Source organism: Paenibacillus lautus NBRC 15380, from assembly GCF_004000945.1.
Taxonomy (GTDB): Bacteria; Bacillota; Bacilli; order Paenibacillales; family Paenibacillaceae; genus Paenibacillus_AQ; species Paenibacillus_AQ lautus.
Map to the genome: position 1 here is coordinate 342,132 of NZ_BIMF01000004.1, position 18,115 is coordinate 360,246.

At 51.2% G+C, this 18,115-nt stretch carries 18 protein-coding genes; all 18 read right to left on the minus strand.

From position 1 onward, the window contains the following. Positions 1 to 334: 334 nt before the first annotated feature. The 18 genes from recO to PLA01S_RS10830 all read right to left on the minus strand — a co-directional run bounded on the left by recO (position 335) and on the right by PLA01S_RS10830 (position 18,070). A complete protein-coding gene (gene recO / locus PLA01S_RS10745; protein ID WP_127592082.1) occupies positions 335 to 1,090 on the minus strand; it encodes a DNA repair protein RecO in 756 nt (251 codons plus the stop codon). A 36-nt stretch (positions 1,091 to 1,126) separates the two neighbouring features. Beyond that, positions 1,127 to 1,267, minus strand: a complete 141-nt coding sequence (locus tag PLA01S_RS10750; RefSeq protein ID WP_074961956.1) for a YqzL family protein — start codon at positions 1,265 to 1,267, stop codon at positions 1,127 to 1,129. Positions 1,268 to 1,405: 138 nt separating this feature from the next. Continuing rightward, the gene (gene era, locus PLA01S_RS10755) at positions 1,406 to 2,308 is read right to left on the minus strand and encodes a GTPase Era (RefSeq protein WP_100535917.1); all 903 of its coding nucleotides are present in this window, start codon (positions 2,306 to 2,308) and stop codon (positions 1,406 to 1,408) included. A gap of 72 nt (positions 2,309 to 2,380) precedes the next feature. After that, on the minus strand, positions 2,381 to 2,788 hold the full coding sequence (gene cdd, locus PLA01S_RS10760; RefSeq protein ID WP_127592084.1) for a cytidine deaminase: 408 nt from the start codon (positions 2,786 to 2,788) through the stop codon (positions 2,381 to 2,383). Positions 2,789 to 2,808: 20 nt separating this feature from the next. Continuing rightward, positions 2,809 to 3,192: a diacylglycerol kinase family protein gene (locus PLA01S_RS10765; RefSeq protein ID WP_127592086.1), complete on the minus strand. Its 384-nt coding sequence runs from the start codon at positions 3,190 to 3,192 to the stop codon at positions 2,809 to 2,811. Next, a complete protein-coding gene (gene ybeY / locus PLA01S_RS10770) occupies positions 3,192 to 3,689 on the minus strand; it encodes an rRNA maturation RNase YbeY (protein ID WP_100535915.1) in 498 nt (165 codons plus the stop codon). The genes PLA01S_RS10765 and ybeY overlap by 1 nt, the downstream gene beginning before the upstream one ends. A gap of 2 nt (positions 3,690 to 3,691) precedes the next feature. Further along, positions 3,692 to 5,992 carry an HD family phosphohydrolase gene (locus PLA01S_RS10775; protein WP_127592088.1) on the minus strand — a complete coding sequence of 767 codons (2,301 nt, stop codon included), beginning with the start codon at positions 5,990 to 5,992 and terminating at the stop codon, positions 3,692 to 3,694. A gap of 14 nt (positions 5,993 to 6,006) precedes the next feature. Next, positions 6,007 to 6,978: a PhoH family protein gene (locus PLA01S_RS10780; RefSeq protein ID WP_127592090.1), complete on the minus strand. Its 972-nt coding sequence runs from the start codon at positions 6,976 to 6,978 to the stop codon at positions 6,007 to 6,009. 6 nt (positions 6,979 to 6,984) lie between these two features. Further along, entirely contained in the window at positions 6,985 to 8,178 is a 1,194-nt protein-coding gene (gene yqfD / locus PLA01S_RS10785; protein ID WP_127592092.1) for a sporulation protein YqfD, read from the minus strand. Continuing rightward, on the minus strand, positions 8,175 to 8,468 hold the full coding sequence (gene yqfC, locus PLA01S_RS10790; protein ID WP_127592094.1) for a sporulation protein YqfC: 294 nt from the start codon (positions 8,466 to 8,468) through the stop codon (positions 8,175 to 8,177). The genes yqfD and yqfC overlap by 4 nt, the downstream gene beginning before the upstream one ends. 198 nt (positions 8,469 to 8,666) lie before the next feature. After that, a complete protein-coding gene (locus PLA01S_RS10795) occupies positions 8,667 to 9,245 on the minus strand; it encodes a YqfB family membrane protein (protein ID WP_127592096.1) in 579 nt (192 codons plus the stop codon). A gap of 18 nt (positions 9,246 to 9,263) precedes the next feature. After that, positions 9,264 to 10,265 carry a flotillin-like protein FloA gene (floA, locus tag PLA01S_RS10800; RefSeq protein WP_127592098.1) on the minus strand — a complete coding sequence of 334 codons (1,002 nt, stop codon included), beginning with the start codon at positions 10,263 to 10,265 and terminating at the stop codon, positions 9,264 to 9,266. A gap of 97 nt (positions 10,266 to 10,362) precedes the next feature. Further along, positions 10,363 to 11,667 (minus strand): NfeD family protein, encoded by a 1,305-nt coding sequence (locus tag PLA01S_RS10805; protein WP_246059438.1) that lies wholly within the window; start codon positions 11,665 to 11,667, stop codon positions 10,363 to 10,365. 315 nt (positions 11,668 to 11,982) lie between these two features. Next, positions 11,983 to 12,423 carry a GatB/YqeY domain-containing protein gene (locus PLA01S_RS10810; protein ID WP_006209020.1) on the minus strand — a complete coding sequence of 147 codons (441 nt, stop codon included), beginning with the start codon at positions 12,421 to 12,423 and terminating at the stop codon, positions 11,983 to 11,985. A 16-nt stretch (positions 12,424 to 12,439) separates the two neighbouring features. Beyond that, positions 12,440 to 12,613, minus strand: coding sequence for a 30S ribosomal protein S21 (rpsU, locus tag PLA01S_RS10815; protein ID WP_005547957.1), 174 nt, complete (start codon positions 12,611 to 12,613; stop codon positions 12,440 to 12,442). A gap of 184 nt (positions 12,614 to 12,797) precedes the next feature. Next, complete coding sequence (locus PLA01S_RS10820) at positions 12,798 to 13,157, minus strand: histidine triad nucleotide-binding protein (protein WP_071222932.1); 360 nt, start codon at positions 13,155 to 13,157, stop codon at positions 12,798 to 12,800. Between the two features lie 281 nt (positions 13,158 to 13,438). Continuing rightward, complete coding sequence (locus PLA01S_RS10825) at positions 13,439 to 16,891, minus strand: AAA family ATPase (RefSeq protein WP_127592100.1); 3,453 nt, start codon at positions 16,889 to 16,891, stop codon at positions 13,439 to 13,441. Beyond that, positions 16,892 to 18,070, minus strand: coding sequence for an exonuclease SbcCD subunit D (locus PLA01S_RS10830; protein WP_127592102.1), 1,179 nt, complete (start codon positions 18,068 to 18,070; stop codon positions 16,892 to 16,894). Positions 18,071 to 18,115: the final 45 nt, after the last annotated feature.

Here is an 18,115-nt window from a genome sequence, read left to right on the forward strand (position 1 = left end):
TTCCACCATACTTTTCCATTCTCTGTACAACAAAAAGCTCTCGCCCTACGCCTGTTGTACAGACATAGGGACGAGAGCTGTAGCTTCCCGCGGTTCCACCCTACTTGGTCCTGCTGATTCGCCGACACAATTCAGTCTTCAGCGATAAGCAAAACCCACTTTATCGTTTCACCATGCTCCCGGGTGCCCTGTTCATGAATATCTCCCACCAGGCTTCCACCGCCCCCGGCTCGCTATTTCGCGGATGATCATTCACTACTTTCCCGTTCAATGCATGTCAGTATTCAAAAAACTAATAAACTGATAAATATAATACCTCATTCTATATCTTACGTCAAATATTGTACTTGTCCATTTGGTCCAAAAAGTTTTGCGATTTCAGACGCAGCCCAAGCTGCATATCCATTAAGGCCCGCATGACTTTTTTGAGCTCGGCCTTGGTTTCGTCCTTCACATCCACATTGCCCAGCCGTCTTAAATCCAGCCGTCCAAACAGGCGCAGCAGCTTCAGAGTTCTGGGCGAGATCGCCATTGCCGGCGGATCCAGATGTTTGCAGTAACGGCACAGTACCCCGCCTAACCGGGGGCTCACCAACATATCCTCGTCTTTTCTGGGCTGATTGCACGATATGCACACATCCAGCTCCGGCCCGTACCCTGCAGTCTGCAAAATTTTCATCTCGTACAGATTGATGATAATTTGAGGATCCTTATCCTCCTGAAGCGCCTCTATACAGGCTTTGAGCTGATGAAACCAAAAAGCGCCCGTCTCCTCATCCTGCAGCACCCGATCCAAGAGCTCGCAGGCATAAGAAGCATAGGCCGCTTTCACAAGATCCTCCCTGAGCCCGTGGTGAGACTCCATGATCTCACCGGCATTCAAGTTGCCGAGCCCCGTACCATTTCGGAAGAAAACATACTCTCCATAGGTAAATAGCTGTGTCAGAGCAGCATGTCGGCTTTTCACCTTCTTTGCTCCTCTGACCAGCACGCCTACCTTGCCCGATTCTTTGGTGCAAAGTGTAATGATTTTGTTCCCTTCACCGTAGTCCATGCTGCGGATGACAATCCCTTCCGCCCGATATAGCATGCGCTTTCCCCCAACCATTCCTGGAACAACCAATAATTACTCGTCTTCTTCATGCGGGGCCGCCTCATCTTCAACGGATGCAGCTGTAAGAACCGACTCACCCTCGGTTTCCTTATACAGCAAATACGCATCGACATCTCCAGTCATCGCAAAATACTTCCACGAAAAATCTCGCATTCGTATTCATCCTCTCTTCGGAAATGACGTTTCGCATCTACGAAAATTAGGATGTGCGCCTAGAGCAGATTTATGAAATGCAATTGTTGGCAGGCGGCGCCATGTATGATTTGCCTCCGATTTGCACTGCGGCTTTTATTACTCCCCGCGGTGAAATCCGAGATCGCGAAGAACGCGTTCTTGATTGCGCCAATCTTTTTTAACTTTAACCCAGAGCTCCAAGAAAATCTTGGACCCGAGCAGCCTTTGAATATCCTGACGGGCTTGTCTGCCAACTTCTTTTAGCAGAGCACCCTGCTTGCCGATAATGATACCCTTCTGGGAGTCGCGCTCAACAAAAATAACGGCTGAAATATATACGGTTCCGTTCTCCTCCACCCGCATATCCTCAATGGTAACCGCTATGGAATGGGGAATTTCCTCTCTTGTCATGTGCAAAATTTTCTCGCGAATCAGCTCTGCGCACACGAACTGCTCCGGATGATCCGTCACCTGGTCTTCAGGATAATACTGCGGGCCAGGAGGCAAATACTTTTGTATCTGTTCAAGCAGCGTGTCAACATTGCTGCCGAGCTTCGCGGAAATCGGGACGATCTCTGCAAAATCATGCAGCTTCCGATACTGCTCAATCAGAGGCAGCAGCGCGGGCGGCTCAATCTTGTCGATTTTATTCATCACCAAGATGATCGGAGTCTTGATCTTCTGCAGCTGCTCGGCGATGTAACGGTCTCCCCCGCCGATGCCCTCCGAAGCGTCTACCAGAAATAAGGCGGCTTCCACTTCGCCCAGCGTGCTCAAAGCAGTCTGATTCATGTAATCCCCGAGCTTGGATTGACGCTTATGAATCCCCGGCGTATCCAGAAAAACCACTTGGGAATCGTTGGTCGTATATACGCCATGAATTTTATTTCTTGTTGTTTGCGGTTTGTCCGACATGATGGCAATCTTCTGACCGATCACCTGATTCATCAGCGTTGATTTTCCTACGTTCGGTCTCCCGATAATAGCCACAAACCCGGACTTAAATTGTTTTTTTTGCATACCATTCCTCCGCTACTGTTCCTGTATCTACGTGTTGTGTAAACCTTGATTTGATCCTATTCATTTGCAGACTTACTGCTTGTTTAAATCCCATGGACCGAACGCTCCCGGCAGCAGTTCGCTGACGGTCGTCTCCTTGATGTCACCCTTCATATTGCCCATGATCACCAACATATCCGGCTTGCACAGCTCCACCAGCACTTGCCGGCATACCCCGCATGGCGTGCACGGGCCGTCCGTATCGGCAACAATGGCAATCGCTTGGAAGCTCCCTGCTTCATGTCCGTCGGCAATCGCACGGAACAATGCGGTGCGCTCAGCACAATTGGTAGGACCGTATGCGGCATTCTCTACATTACAGCCAAGATGTACCTCTCCGCGCGAATCGAGCAGGGCTGCTCCCACACCAAATTTTGAATAGGGTATGTATGCCCGCGTACGTGCTTTAATCGCTTCCTGCATTAACAATCCTGCTTCCATGTCTAGTTCCTCCTATTTATTCAACTTGTCATTGATTGTATCCATTCCCATACCGGTTCATAGAAGACCAGAATGCCGATCACGACGGCAAACACCGCTGCAACTAACGCTGCACCGGCTGCTGTATCCTTAGCCACCCGAGCTAAAACATGTTCTTCTGGCGAGATCAGATCGATAATGGCCTCTACCGCAGTATTTACCAGCTCCGCGATAAATACGAGGGCAATCGCCAATACCAAAAATAACCAACCCACTCGGTCCAATTGCAGCAAAGCTGCTGCGATGAATACAATCAAGGCAGCAGCAATGTGGATTTTCATATTGCGTTCCGTTTGTACAGCCGTCAAGATGCCCCGTATCGCGCACCCAAATGCCCTGTATAACGATTGTCTGTGCGGCTTCACTATCTTGTCAATCCTACTTCTGCAAGTACAGCCTCCTGCTTACCCATCATTTCCGCTTCGCTCGCCTCATCTTGATGATCATATCCGAGCAAATGTAGAAATCCGTGAACAAACAGAAAACCGAGTTCCCGTTCCAACGAATGGCCGTATTCTTCGCTTTGCAGCTTGGCCCGAGGAACCGAGATAATGATATCACCCAGAACATCCGGCACGCTCTCCAGTTCTTCTCCCTCTTCCAGCTCATAAATGATCTCGAGCTCATCGTTCGTAATTTCATTCATCGCAAAGGAGAGAACGTCGGTCGGACGATCGATTCCCCGGTACTCCCGGTTCAATTCATGGATCTGTTCATCATCGACAAAGGTCAGATCCACCTCTCCATCGGTTACTCCTTCAGCCTCTCCGGCCTTCTGAAGAATCACTTCAAGCAGGGCGATCAATTCCTCGCTAATCTGAAAATCCTCTTGTTCATTATTCCATGCCAGCTGCAGGCTCATTCTTATACGCTCCTTCTCTGTTCCTCACTCGTTGCGGATGTCTCGGAAGCAGTCGATATATCGCCATTTGGGGCGGACGGCTTGGGACGCTTCACATCTTCCGGGTATTCGATCCGGGAATGGAAAATCCCCATCACCGTCTCCTTTAACGTCTTCGCGATAATATCCAATTCCTTCATCGTTAAATCGCAATCATTAAACTGATGGTCATCCAGGCGGCCTTTGATAATCTTCTCGATCATCGATTCAACCTGTTCCACCGTCGGTTTACGCAATGAACGGACAGCCGCTTCCACGCTGTCGGCTATGCCGACAATTGCAGACTCCTTGGATTGAGCCTTCGGCCCTGGGTAACGGAAATCATCTTCGGTGAAATCCGGTTCGATGCCCTGCTCCTCAGCCTGGCGAACCGCTTTATGATAAAAATAGTGTAAAAACGTTGTGCCATGATGCTGCTCTGCGATATCCCGTATCGGTTTAGGGAGCTTGTACTCCTTGAGCATTTCCACGCCATCCCTTGCGTGAGCAACGATAATGGATTTGCTCAGCTTCGGTTCAATGGAATCATGCGGGTTCTCCATATTGTTCTGGTTCTCGATAAAATAGATCGGCCGCTTGGTTTTTCCAATATCATGATAGTAGGAACCGACGCGGCACAGCAGTCCGTTGGCGCCAATCGCTTCCGCCGCAGCTTCGGACAAGTTTCCGACCATGACACTGTGATGATAAGTGCCTGGCGTCTCCGTCAGCAGTTTACGAAGCAGCGGATGGTTCGGGTTCGATAATTCCACCAGCTTCAGTGCCGACAGAATACCGAAGGTGACTTCGAAGAACGGCATTAACCCGATAACCAGGATGGCCGTTAACAATCCGCCCGCGATGGCAAAACCGATCGAATACAGCGTTTCGCTCGTAGTCCATGTATCGTTATTGAGCAGCAGCATAATAAACACGATCAAGGCGCCGAAGAGAGAAGCCATAATGCCGCCCTTCAGCATCGTCGACCGCTGGCTTGCGCGGTGAATCGAGAAGATCGCCACGCAGGAAGTCACGGCTGCGAATAACCCGAATTTGAAGTCAAACAATTCGCCTTGTACGTTCAATATGACACTTGCCATGATGCTGAAAATGATGACGCTGAAATAGGCCAGCGAGGTTTCCAGCAGCAGGGTAACCAGAATCGCGCCAATCGCAACAGGCGCAAGATATCCAACATACATCTGGGAATCGCTCTGCAAAAATGCGGTCAAGTGCATAGGGATCAGCGTGATCACATACACCAGAACCAGCATCAACAACTGCGAGTTGTTGTATTTAAATTTGCCAGGTTCCGACTGCCGGATGAACGTCAGTATGCCCAGCGACAGCAGGACAGACAGGAGAAGAACTCCCAGCTCCGGCCAGTAGTTAATGTCGTCCTTCAGCAGACCATTTTTGCCAAGCAGCTCGTACAGCTCCGGTGTGATAAGCTGACCCTTCGCCACGAGGATATCCCCTTGTTTGATATAGACAGGGTCAGCTTCTTCACGGGCTGCAACCTTGGCTTCCTTCGTCGCCACCTCATCCAAAAACTTGTTAGGCGTAATAGCTAAACGAGCCAATTCTTGAACGACTTCCCTAGCTGTACGATCATCCAGGTTGCTTGTACTTACCATCTCTGGAACCCGTGCTCTACCCGTTTGCGCATCTACCATTTCATTCAAGATCAGCCTGGAAACGATATCTCGAGCGGTTGATTTCATTTGAGGAATATCCTCCAAATTCAATCGCGGTATCTTAATAAAGGTTTCCTCTGGAATCTGATAGGTTTGTTCCTCAATGGCTTGACGCATTTCTTCCAGCAGTTCCGGGGAATATGCTTCGTTTGTACTGTTTGCAGACAGGTAATTTCGTACAAATCGCTCTGCTCTTTGGGGAATTTCAACTCGGTAAATACCGATTTTTTCCTGAGTAGATACATCCGCATCCTGATTGAGTTGTTCAATTCTGTCCAGAATCTGGGAAACCAGAACATCACTCCGAAGAGGGATATAGGAGTAAACGGGTTGAACTGCTTCCGCCTTTTGCTCCTGCGCCTGCAGCGTTGCCTTGCTGTCCTCAATTTGCACGGGCGCCACGATATTCTTTTCGCTTTTCGTATTGACCTGTATGTCATAGCGTTCCGGCAAAAGTTTGGATGCTAGACTGATATAAAAGAGCAAAGCAAGCAGCAAAAACAGAATATAGCGTGTTGCCACGCTATATTTCCATCCGCTGTTTCTACCCCATATGGACTTGTCCGTCGATGGTTCTTTGGAGGCCATTGCGACAATCCCCTTTAATCTTGGTTTTCTGCTGCTTTATCATATGCGACGATGATTTTTTGTACTAAAGAGTGACGTACGACATCCTGTTCGGCAAAATAGACGAATCCGACTTCCTCAATTCCGCTTAATATCCTTTTAGCTTCGATAAGTCCTGATTTCTTGCCTCGCGGCAGGTCAATCTGGGTCACGTCCCCTGTTATGACCATCTTCGAGCCGAATCCAAGCCGTGTCAGAAACATCTTCATCTGTTCCGGCGTGGTGTTCTGCGCTTCATCCAAAATAATAAATGAATCATCCAGCGTCCGCCCGCGCATGTAAGCAAGCGGCGCGATTTCAATCAACCCACGCTCTAGCGCCTTGGCCGTTTGATCCGGGCCCATAACATCGTATAAGGCATCGTACAGCGGTCTGAGATAAGGATCAACCTTCTCCTGCAGATCTCCCGGCAGGAAGCCCAGGCTCTCTCCAGCCTCTACTGCCGGCCTTGTCAGAATAATCCGTTTGACGGATCCTTCCTTCAGAGCGGCAACAGCCAGAACGACGGCCAAGTAGGTTTTTCCTGTTCCGGCAGGACCGATACCGAATACAATATCCCGTTTCTTGATGGTGGTCACATAGTGCTTCTGACCGATGGTTTTGACACGAATAGGCTTGCCCTTGAAGGTTGTCGTGATTTCGCCCTTGTACAGATCCAGCAATTGATCAGCTCTCAGATCCTTGGCGAGTTCTACAGCATAAAGGATATCACGCTCGGTCAAAATGTAGCCGTTACGCACAAGTTGGAGCAGCACTTCAAACAGCTGCTGAAGACTCTCCACATTTCGATGTTGTCCACGAATCGTGATGACCGCTTCCCGTGAATCAATCGTCGCAGGAATTTCTTTTTCGATTAATTTAAGAAATGTATCTTGTGGTCCGAATAAGGACAGACCTTCTGACGCGCTTTGAAGTAAAATTTGAATGCTGGTCGTTTGCTGTGACAAATAGCCTCATTCTCCTTGATCGTATACTATGGGAAGTTCTTTCGCGATGGTCTCTTCCACCTCAAAAAGCACTTTCATATAAACTTTACCATTCTCTTTCTTATCATGCAAAATTTTTTGGCTTACAAATCTTGAATCCGTGCCATATTTCGCCAAAATATCCCGGCGCGCCCCCTCGATTCCCTCTTTTTTCGCCTCATCCTCGGTAATGGTCCGCTGAACCTCGGTAACCTCCATGATCTTTTCCGTCATCCAGCCCAGCGGAAGCACGCGCGTCCTCCAAGTTAGCGGATCATAGAAGGTCAAAGTCTCCTGCTGCGAAAATGGAATATCCCCATAGCCCCACAACTGGACGGCCCGATCGCCAAATACGATATAAGAGCGCTTCTTCCCTTCCCCTGTATAAACCTTATGGGTCTTCACCAATGGGATTTCGATATCGTATTCATGCCACACAAGGCCCTTCACTTCCCCTTTGGCTACAATGCGTTCCGAATTTTCCTCGTCCCCAAGGACGCCGGAAATCAGTATGTCGCCCTTCTTCACCCGGCTGTTTATCCCTACTTTAGGGACTCCCTTCTCAGCGTATATATGGGTGATGACGGCGTCCTGCGTACTGATAAGATGCCTCGGGCTCTGGAGCGGCGGTTTGTCCGGTACGGCCGCCTCTACAATCTGTATGCGTATGCGTGTCCCATTGCGTTCCACCCCTACCCATGAAGTTCCCGGAAGGCGGGCGGTCATATTCCCGGACAGCTTGTCCATCGATTGCAGCTTGAATATCCATTGAAACGGATAGATGCCTTCCTGCTTCGCCGCATCAAGCACATCTTCCGAAGCGATCGTTTCATTCCCCTCGACTTCCACGTTCCACACCATCGAGGAAAGCGTCAACAGGATCATAAAAAACGCAACAACGCCAATAACAAACGCTTTGCGTTTCAACAGGCGGCGGGCTTTGAAGGGGGATCCGTAGCGCCCCTTGATACGCGTACGGCAGCCTGTCCGTTTTAACAGCGGACGGAGCCCTCTGAAATCCTTCAGCAGCAGCTTAAGCTCTGCTGAGTGGGCTCCTGTCGGTGTTACATCCCAAACCGGAATCCCCGCCTCCGCCAATGAATTAATGAATGCTTCCACATGCTCACCGCGAACAGCGAGCTTCAAATATCCTCGAAGATGGATCATCGTCGGAATCTTCACGGTTTCTCCCCCGTTCCTATGTATTGAATATGATGAATGATGCCAATGATGGTCACTTCATGACTTTGAATAGCCTGAATCGCAAGTCCGGTCCCCGAAATCTCCAAAGAACCCTGCGTTAAAGACAACACAAGTCGTTCCTCGGAAAAATGCCGGACTCCGCGATGATTTTCGATATGCAGCTCTTTATTGCCAATCAGGGTCAACCGCGGCAAATCAAATAACAGGTCCTGTGGCAAATCAAGCATTTCTTGGGTCCATTTCTGCAGCTTGCGGCTGATGCGGGACATATGGAGACTTTCCCCCTTCCTGTACTGTACACCTTATGCCCCAAGAAGCTGTTTTATGAGATCAAAAGTAAAAAGACCGCCCCGTCAAAAAAATCTGACGAGGCGGTCTCCCGCTTCTATAAATCTATGAATTGAGTCTAATTTACGCTGATCCTGTACAAGAAATTTGGCTCGAAGAGCTCGAAAGAATCCGCTAATTTAACGGCGAGTATTCATGGGGCGCTTGGCACGCGGAGTTCCCAGAATTTCGGCCCAAACAATGCCATTTCGAGCTTGTTCTGCAAGAAACGATCCACTGCCCCTAGACTGTTCACGATCTTCATCTCGGCTTTCGACAACCGTTTCAGGTAATGCGATGGTCATCTGGTTCAAATTCGAGTGAATCCGGTTCAAATCCCTCTCCATCATCTCGATTCTATGATCTATGCTATCGGGGTGAGATCTCATCTCTTCCTCACGTCTCGCTCGATCAATCTCTTGATGTTCCAGAGAGTATCCGTTCCCGGTATCCATTTCTTCTTCATCCATCCGCTCGATCCGGGTGCTTTCCTGAACAGGTGCCGGACGGGAGACTTGCGGAGTCGTCTGTACCCGTCTAACTTCAGGCCGCTGAGGCCGCTGCTGCCCCGGTCTTGCAGGACGGTCCCCTTCGCCGCCGAAGGACGGCATACGGGGATTTTTCCCCTCCTCAGGGTTCTTGCCGCGTCTTCCGAGGGCGGAGATGATGAAGAAGCCTATAACAGCTACAATGTAAAAATTTTCGATTAACCAGCTCACTATAGGCTCACCTCATCGTTACTTGGTTTTGTTGTCACCAGGATTGTCATTATTCTCACCCATCTTACCGAAGGAACCCCTCATTTGCGTGTCGGCTTCGATATTCTTCAGGTTCATATAATCCATCACGCCCAGTTGGCCGCTGCGAAGCGCTTCAGCCATAGCCAGCGGAACTTGGGATTCCGATTCCACAACGCGTGCTCTCATCTCTACGACGCGAGCCTTCATCTCTTGCTCTTGGGCTACCGCCATCGCGCGGCGTTCTTCCGCCTTCGCTTGGGCAATACGCTTGTCGGCTTCCGCCTGTTCGGTCTGCAAGTACGCGCCGATGTTTTTGCCTACATCCACGTCCGCGATATCGATGGACAGGATTTCAAATGCGGTTCCGGCATCCAAGCCCTTGGACAGCACCGTTCTTGAGATGGAATCCGGATTCTCCAGAACATCTTTATGAGAGTTACTCGAGCCGACGGTAGTAACGATACCTTCACCTACACGGGCGATGATCGTTTCTTCCCCGGCACCCCCGACTAAACGGTCAATGTTGGCACGCACGGTTACACGGGCTTTAACTTTCACTTCAATACCGTCTTTTGCAACAGCTGCAACAGTTGGCGTCTCAATTACGCGCGGGTTAACACTCATTTGAACAGCCTGCAGAACATCGCGTCCCGCAAGGTCAATAGCGGCAGCCCGTTCGAACTCAAGTGGAATATTTGCACGTTGAGCTGCGATCAGCGCATTTACAACCCTGTCTACATTACCACCTGCCAAATAATGGCTTTCCAGCTGGTTGATGTTTAGACCGAGACCCGCTTTTGTCGCTTTAATCAGCGGATTCACAATTCGGCTTGGCGTTACGCGCCGCAGACGCATAGCCACCAATGTAATAATCCCCACGCGAACGCCAGAAGCGATCGCCGAGATCCAGAGCATCAACGGGAAGAAACTGAAAAACACGCTGAGCACAATGATCGCGACAACCCCGATCAGAAGTATCGGTATCAAAGAACCGTCCATATTCACTTCACCCTCCATTTTTAAAAATATTTGCACTCATAACTTAGAACGCTTAAAATACTATCCCTTGTAATACTACACAATTCCGTGACGAGGTTCACCCTTTTTCTTCCTCTACCACAATTCTAGTGCCGTCCGTCCTGATGACGCGGACCGGGCGGCCGGAATCGATGAATCCTCCAAGGGTAACCACATCAAGTCGTCGTCCCTCTAGCTCCATCGTTCCAGCTGGCCGCAGCGGCGTAAGCGAAGTTCCGACCAGACCGATCAATACATCTCGGTCTTCATTCGGAATATACCCCTGCTCTTTGGATAAGCTGTCACTGAGTATGAACTTCCGCCATATTCCCCGTTCCTTAAATACGAGGGCGACCACAATGATAGCCACCAGTGCACATGCCGCTGCAATACCTAGAGACAGCGCGACATGCGACGTGCTGTATGCCGCCATGACCACGCCGGCAATCAAGCTGGCTGATCCAATGATGCCCAGTATCCCGAAGCTTGGCACAAACAGCTCCATCGCCAGCATCACGATACCGATGATAAACAGCAGCCAGGTCTCCCAACCGGCAAATCCAGCCACCTGGTTACCAAAGAAATACAGTACGAATGCAACCACACCAAGAATTCCCGGCACACCAAAGCCCGGAACGATCACTTCGATAATGACACCTGCGATACCAATGAAGAGCAGGAGCGTCATCACGCCAGGGTGCGTAAGAAAAGTAGCCAGTTTCTCCGAGAAGGTCGGCTCCATCCGGAATACATCCTGCGTGGAATAATCCATCCACGTGATGACTTCTTCCGTGCTGCTTGCAACCGTATCCGCATAGCCTGTCTTCAGCGCTTCATCATGCGTCAAGGATATTATATCGCCTGGCTGCTTCGTTAAACCGATTTCAGGCACTTCAACCTTTAAATTAAGGTCAGCCATTCCTTTGGCGATCTCCGGATTTCGGCCCGAAGCTTCAGCAGCACTAGCCATGCTGGTTTTCCACCAGGAAACCATCTTGGCATCCTCGATCGGATTCCCCCTGGCATCCACCATATAAGCCGCGCCAATCATACTGCCTGGCGACATGGCAATCTTGTCTGCGTTCAGCGCAATGTAACTCCCAGCCGATGCGGCATCACCCGTGATGTAAGCCACAATCGGAATATCACTGGCCTTCATCAAGGATGCAATTTTACCCGCTTGGTCGACCAGACCACCCGGCGTATCAATTTCCAGGACGATCAGTCCTGCCGCCATCTTCTCGGCTTCCTTAAATCCACGCTCCATAAAGCTGGTTAAGCCGCGCTCGATCTGCTGCTTGACCGGAATGACATACACCGATCCGATGTTCGCAGCCACCGCGGATTTCACCGGACCTACATACATTCCGATGGATATCAGCATCATAACAACAGCTGCCGTGAATGTCAGTAATTTGCGGATCCAAAACGGTTTGCTCAATCTGTTCCCCTCCTTTTCGACGTATTAAGCCATCTGAACCATTACTTCGACAAATAGGGTTCAGCGTCCTGCCTGTTGCATAAGCATATGTATCTACTTGCCCTCATATGGTAGTTATTACGAATCAGAAACGAATTCGTTTCAAAAAGTATTCCCATTCTTAAAAAAACCATCGCGAAGAGGCGGTTCTCGAAAACATCCCCCGGATAAAAAGAAAAAACACCCCTTGAGAAAACAAGGGGTGTTTCACTTATGTTGTTACAGAAATTGTTGAACAACTTGATTGACAAGCTTTCCATCTGCACGCCCTTTAACTTTCGGCATGAGAGCGCTCATTACTTTACCCATCTCGGCTTTTGAAGAAGCACCGGTTTCCTGGATGGTCTGCTGTACAATGACTTTAATTTCTTCTTCAGTAAGCTGTTCCGGGAGGTAGGCGCTTAGGAGCTCAATTTCTGCTTTTGCATCGGCGGCAAGATCGTCGCGTCCCGCTTTTTCAAATTCTTGGAGGGCATCTTTGCGCTGTTTGATTTCACGACTAAAAATATCAAGCACTTCGTTGTCATCCAAACTTCGTTTCAAATCTATTTCAAGATTTTTTATCGTCGAACGAACCATTCGAATCGTTGAGAGTTTGAACTTGTCCTTACTCTTCATCGCTTGCTTCATATCTTCGTTCAATCGTTCGCTAAGATTCATGCTAGTTCAGATCCTCCTAAAACTTTCTCTTACGAGCAGCCTCGGACTTTTTCTTGCGCTTTACGCTTGGCTTTTCATAATGCTTGCGTTTCTTCACTTCAGCCAATACGCCATCTTTAGCAATGGAACGCTTGAAGCGACGAAGTGCAGCATCAATTGTCTCGTTTTTGCGAACTTTAGTTTCAGACACCAGTTTTCCCTCCCTCCGACCAGACCGTCCAAGAGCATTAACACGGTTCATCAAACTTCATTATAGGGCAAACGGAAATAAGGTGTCAACCTTAGGCGTCTATTTTACGATAGTCGAAAGAATTGGAACAACCCCGCTGCGACATTGGACAGCGAGGCTGATCTATTTCTTCATTGGCCCGATATTATGTATGAGCGGGCGAAATGCCTGTTAAAGCGCCTAAACGGCGACCGCCCATCAGATGATAGTGCACATGAAACACCGATTGTTCCCCATCGGGTCCGCAGTTGTTAATTAATCGGTAACCGCTCTCCGCAATGCCCAGCTTCGCAGCGGCTTCTTTAGCCGCTTTGTGCATCTCGCCAATCAGCAGCAAATCTTCATCCTGAATATCGTTCATGGATGCGATATGCTTCTTGGGAATAATCAGGACATGAACCGGCGCCTCCGGATTAATGTTTTGAAATACAAGCACCTTATCATTTTCGAGTACCTTCGTGGAAGGAAGCTCACCCTCTACGATTTTACAAAAAAGACAATCCATCACGGTTACCCCTTTCATACGTTTACATGCTTTTATCATATAAGAAATTAGGCAATGCGTCCAATAGATGACAATTAGGGACGACACAAAAAAAAGAGAAGCACCCCTGGAACGCAGCTGTCCAGTAAGGAGGCGCTTCATCACGAGAGCAAGGGAAAAGATAGGAATCTCTCATGATCAAGCGCCTGCCCGGTGCTTCTTATATATGTCGGCTTATCTGTACTATAACAGTGCCATGTTGCTGTTTCCGTGATTTAGATCACATTATCCATGGTTCGCTGCTACATCGATTCGATTGCAAGCTTCGAGCCCGCACCCGCTTGCTCTGCCGGCCGTACGACCAGCTTGCGCGGCAGACGCGCCCGAAGCTCGGGCACATGACTGATGATGCCAACGGTCAGCTTATCGGTATGGAGCCGCTCAAGCGCGGTGATGACCGTTTCCAGCAGCTCCGGATCCAGCGTACCGAACCCTTCGTCGAGGAAAAAGAACTGCAGCGGATATTGCCCGCGCAGCTGAATTTGTGCCGAGAGTGCCAAAGCCAAGGCTAATGAGGTCAGGAATGTCTCGCCGCCGGATAATGTGGATACCGGACGCCGGACGCCGCCGTTGGCATCGTCCCGAATGACGAATCCTCCGCCGGAATCCACCTCAAGCGAGTAGCGCTGTTTGGTCAAGTAGCGAAGACGCTGGGAAGCCGACTGACTTACCTGCATCAGCTGTTCCTCCGCAATGTATTCAACAAACGCGTTTCCGCGCAAGCAGGACTGCAGTTTGGACAAGCGCTCGCTCTCCCGTTGAAGGCTAAGACGCTGCTCTTCCAATTCCATAAACCGGATGTGACGTTTATTCAGGTCTTCCAAGTCCCGCTCGGCTCGAGCCCTCGCCTGAAGAGCCTCCTCATCGGCTGTACGGGCCGCCTGAAGCTCGGCTGAGCACCGTTCCCACTCCTCTTCATGAAAAGGGCTGGCGCCAAGCTTCTGTTCGACGTCGCGAAGTCTCAGCGTCCATTCCCGCTGACCTTCCCGGTGTGCTTTCACTAACTGTACACAACGTTCAATTTCTTCCGCGGTTAAACAGGCTTCCATGACGGCATGCTCCGTAGCGAACGGTGAGGCTGCCAGTTGGTTCTCCCAAGCAAGCTTGGCGGCTTGATGCTGCTCCTGCGCAGCTCTCTCAGCCTGTTCCGCAAGAGCCGCTTCCTTGGCTGCATGCTGAGCCTTCTCTTCTGCCTTCCTGCACTCGCTTCTGGCTTGTTCAGCGGATTCCTTCAGCATCGTCATTCTGGTCCGGCATTCGCTCAGCAATTCCTCAGCCGACCGGTCACCAATCCATGCCTGAAGGCGCTCTTCTTTATCCTTCAGCCCCTCCGCCTTTCCTTCACGCTGCGCGTCCCATTGAATCAGCTGCTTCTCCAGCTCACGAAGCTGCTGCTCCAAGCGAAGGACGGCCTGCTTCTTCTCCTCAATAAATGGTACGCTGCGCTCAAGCCCTTCCTTAATCGACTCGGATTCCGCATCCTTCTCCTGCATGAGCTGAAAACGGCCGGCTGCCTCCTCCAGAGAGAAATCCGGCTTGCCTTCCTGCCAGGAATTCAGAATGCCCTCAGCTTCTGCTTCCAGTCCTGCAAGCTGATCCCGCTGCTGGTTCCATATCATTTGACCATTCTCAAGCGCAGCGTTCTGTTTCATTAGCTCCTGCTGGCATGTAAAGAGGCTCTGCTGTACCTTGGACGCTTCCGTACGGCATTGCCCGATGGCAGCAGCCTGAGTTTCGGCTGCTTTCATGAGCCAGGCCGTATCGGAGGCAAGCCTTTCGACATCGTACGCTTTATCATCGGCAGGTATAGCTGACACTGCCGCTTCCATCCATCCGCGTTCCTGTTCCTGCCCGCCGGGTTTGACGGCAAGCAGGTCGTCATCTGCGTACGGCTCAATCTGCGAACGCGTTTGGCTTGCCAGCGCTTCCGCTTCGTTAAGCTGCCCCCGCAGGGTTAATCTGACCTCCTGGATCTGATGAGTGATCTGCGTCAGCCGATCCATGCTCTCATCAAGATCATCTTCAGGCTGCCCTGATGAGGCAGCAGGGAGAGGATGATGTTCACTTCCGCAAACCGGACAAGGCGCTCCTTCCTGAAGCTCGGCGGCCAGTGAAAGGGACAGCGCATGAAGCTGTTTGTCGCGAAGCGATTGGCTCATCGCCTGGTTTACATGAGCTGCCGCGGCTGCCATCCGATCGGCAAACGACGAGGCTTCGGCTGCATCACGCTGCAAGCTGATAGCTTGCACGGAGAGCTGTATGTAGTGCCGTTGCAATTCTTGCTCCTGCTTCTGCAGGGCAATACGTGTTGCCTCTTGCTCCTTCAGCCTGCTCTCCTGCGACTTTAACTCGAGCTCAGCCTTTTGCTTCTGTCTGCCGGCTGACTCAAGCGCTTGAACCTTCTGCATCGCCATATGAAGCAACTGGCGATCACCAGAGCGAGTCTCAAGCCCTTTCAGCTTGTCCTGCAGCTCCTCCTGCCGCTTTCGCCCTCGTTCGAGCAGCTCCTGCTCCTTCTGCAGCTGGGCAGTTACCCCTTCAAGCTCTTTACGGGCATTCACTCGCTGTGCGTCGAGTCTAATCAGTTCGTCCCGTAATCCATCACGTTCCCGCTGCAATAAAACAGCTTGCTCCAGCTGCTGCTCCCGAAGCACCAGCTTCGGCTCCTCGGCCCGAAGGGCTGCCTGGGCTGCTTCATCCGCCTTTACAGCCTGCTCCGCCGCCTTCTGAGCGGATGCAGCTTGCGCGGTGAGTCCTTCGGCAATCTGCCGCCGATGATCCCAGGCCTTGCCGGATTCGCGCCATGCTTCAAGCGCAGGGAGAACAGCGGCTGCCGCCCCTGTCAGCTCAAGCCGTCGTTCCAGCTCCTTCATCTCTTCCTCATGAAGGGCTAGTTCATCCAGCTTCCCCTGCAGCCGCCGTTTTTCCATATCCAGCTCACGGATTTTCCCCATAGCTTCATGGGCTTCCATGGCGGCCTGAAGAAGGCCCCGGGATGACGCCGCGTGTTTCTTGGCATCTTCCAGCACCGCAGTGGCTTCCGCCAAAGCTTCTTTCCCTGCACTGCCCAACCCCTGCTGTTCAGCTTCGACGGATTTCAGCGAACCCTCTGTATCCTTAACACGCCGGCTGAGCTTGATTGCGAGCTGGTCTCCGTACCGCTCCAAATGAAACAGCCGCTGAAGCATCTGCCGACGCTCACTCCCCTTCAGGGAGAGGAATTCGGCGAACTTTCCTTGAGGAAGGACAACCGCGCGGGTAAAATCATCCATTTTCAGTCCAATTTTCTCTTCTACGCAGCGGGTGACTTCGGCCAGTTTATCCGCCATCACCTGATCCCCATCGGGAGTAACGTGGATAAAACGACTTATTGTATTGCTTATAGAGAGCTCGTTGACCCGTTTGAATCGGCGCTCTACCCGGTATCGTTCCAGCCCGGCAGCGGAAGACAACTCAAACGTAAAGGAGACGGACAAGCTGTCCTCTGAATGGTTCATGATGCCCTGGGTTCCGTTAACCGCACGCTCCACCTTTCCGTACATGGCTAAAGTAATAGCATCCAGCAACGTGGATTTCCCGCTTCCCGTCGGTCCGAAAATACCGAAGAGTCCGGTTTCGCACAACGTCTCAAAATCAATCTCCTGCGTATCTCGGTAACTCTGCAGTCCGGATAACTTCAACAAGATCGGTTTCATCTACGACTTCACCTCCATCCCGTCAGACTCCTCTTCCTCTACAAGCTCCAGAAACAAATCGACCAGATGATCCTCGGGCTCCGCCCCGCCGGTTTGCCGCTGGTAGAACTTTCGGAACAGGTCCGGCAGCGGCAGTCGGGAGCGCTCGCTCTCCAGCTCCAGCGCCTCCATCTCCGGGTAAACCGGACGGATGTGAACAATGCCGTCCCTGCTCTTTCGGAGTCGCTGAATGTCGGCAAGCCCCATGGCCTCCGTTAGGGATACCTCCAGATCTATGAAGGCTTCGGGATCGCGCCCTTCATCAAGCCAACGATACACTTCTTCCAAGCCGCCCTTGGCCTTCCAGCGAACAAGCGGGCGGCCGCTGCTAAGAAACAGCTCCTCGATCACGGGGGCTCCTCCTGGCGATACGTCAACCAGAGTCACCGATTTGGCCTGTCCCGCTTCCGAGAAGCTGTAGGCGAGAGGTGAACCGCTGTAGCGGATAATTCCCTCTCCTTTTACTGCCTGAGAACGATGCAGGTGACCAAGCGCCGTATAGGATGCGCCTACAGAGAGTGCCAACGGATCAACCGTGTACGCTCCACCGACCTGAATCGGTCGCTCGGAATCGCTCTCGACGCCGCCAAGCACATAGATATGGCTCATGGCCAGATTGACCGTCTGCGGAGAAAAATCCCTTGCCATCATCCTCATCAGTTTTCCGACTCTCTCGCTATAGGCACGCCGGAGCTGATCCTCATCTCCATCGATGGAAAGCAGCTCGTTGAGCCTGGCCTCCGACGGATATGGGAGTGCTGCAATCTTGGCCGTTTCTCCGGTACGTGCCGCTGAAACAGTGATTGCATCGGCAACAGGGGTACCAATCAGGGTTATGCCCCTGGTTGCAACAAGCGGCGTGACCGATGCAACCCGTTCCGGCTGATCATGGTTGCCCGCAATGACCACCATAGGGCGCCCCCCCTCCGTAAGTCTGGCGGCCGCATCGTAAAACAACTGCTCTGCAGCCGCAGGCGGATTGACGGAATCATAAACGTCCCCCGCCATGAGGATCAGATCGGCCTGCTCTTCATCTGCCAGCTTAACCAGCTCATCCAAAAAGCGCTCCTGCTCTGCAAGCCTGCTCCGACCTTCGAGTGTGCGCCCCAGATGCCAGTCTCCGGTATGCAATATACGCATCGCTAATCTCCTCTCCCGCTTCAAACTTCCAAATCAAACCAATAG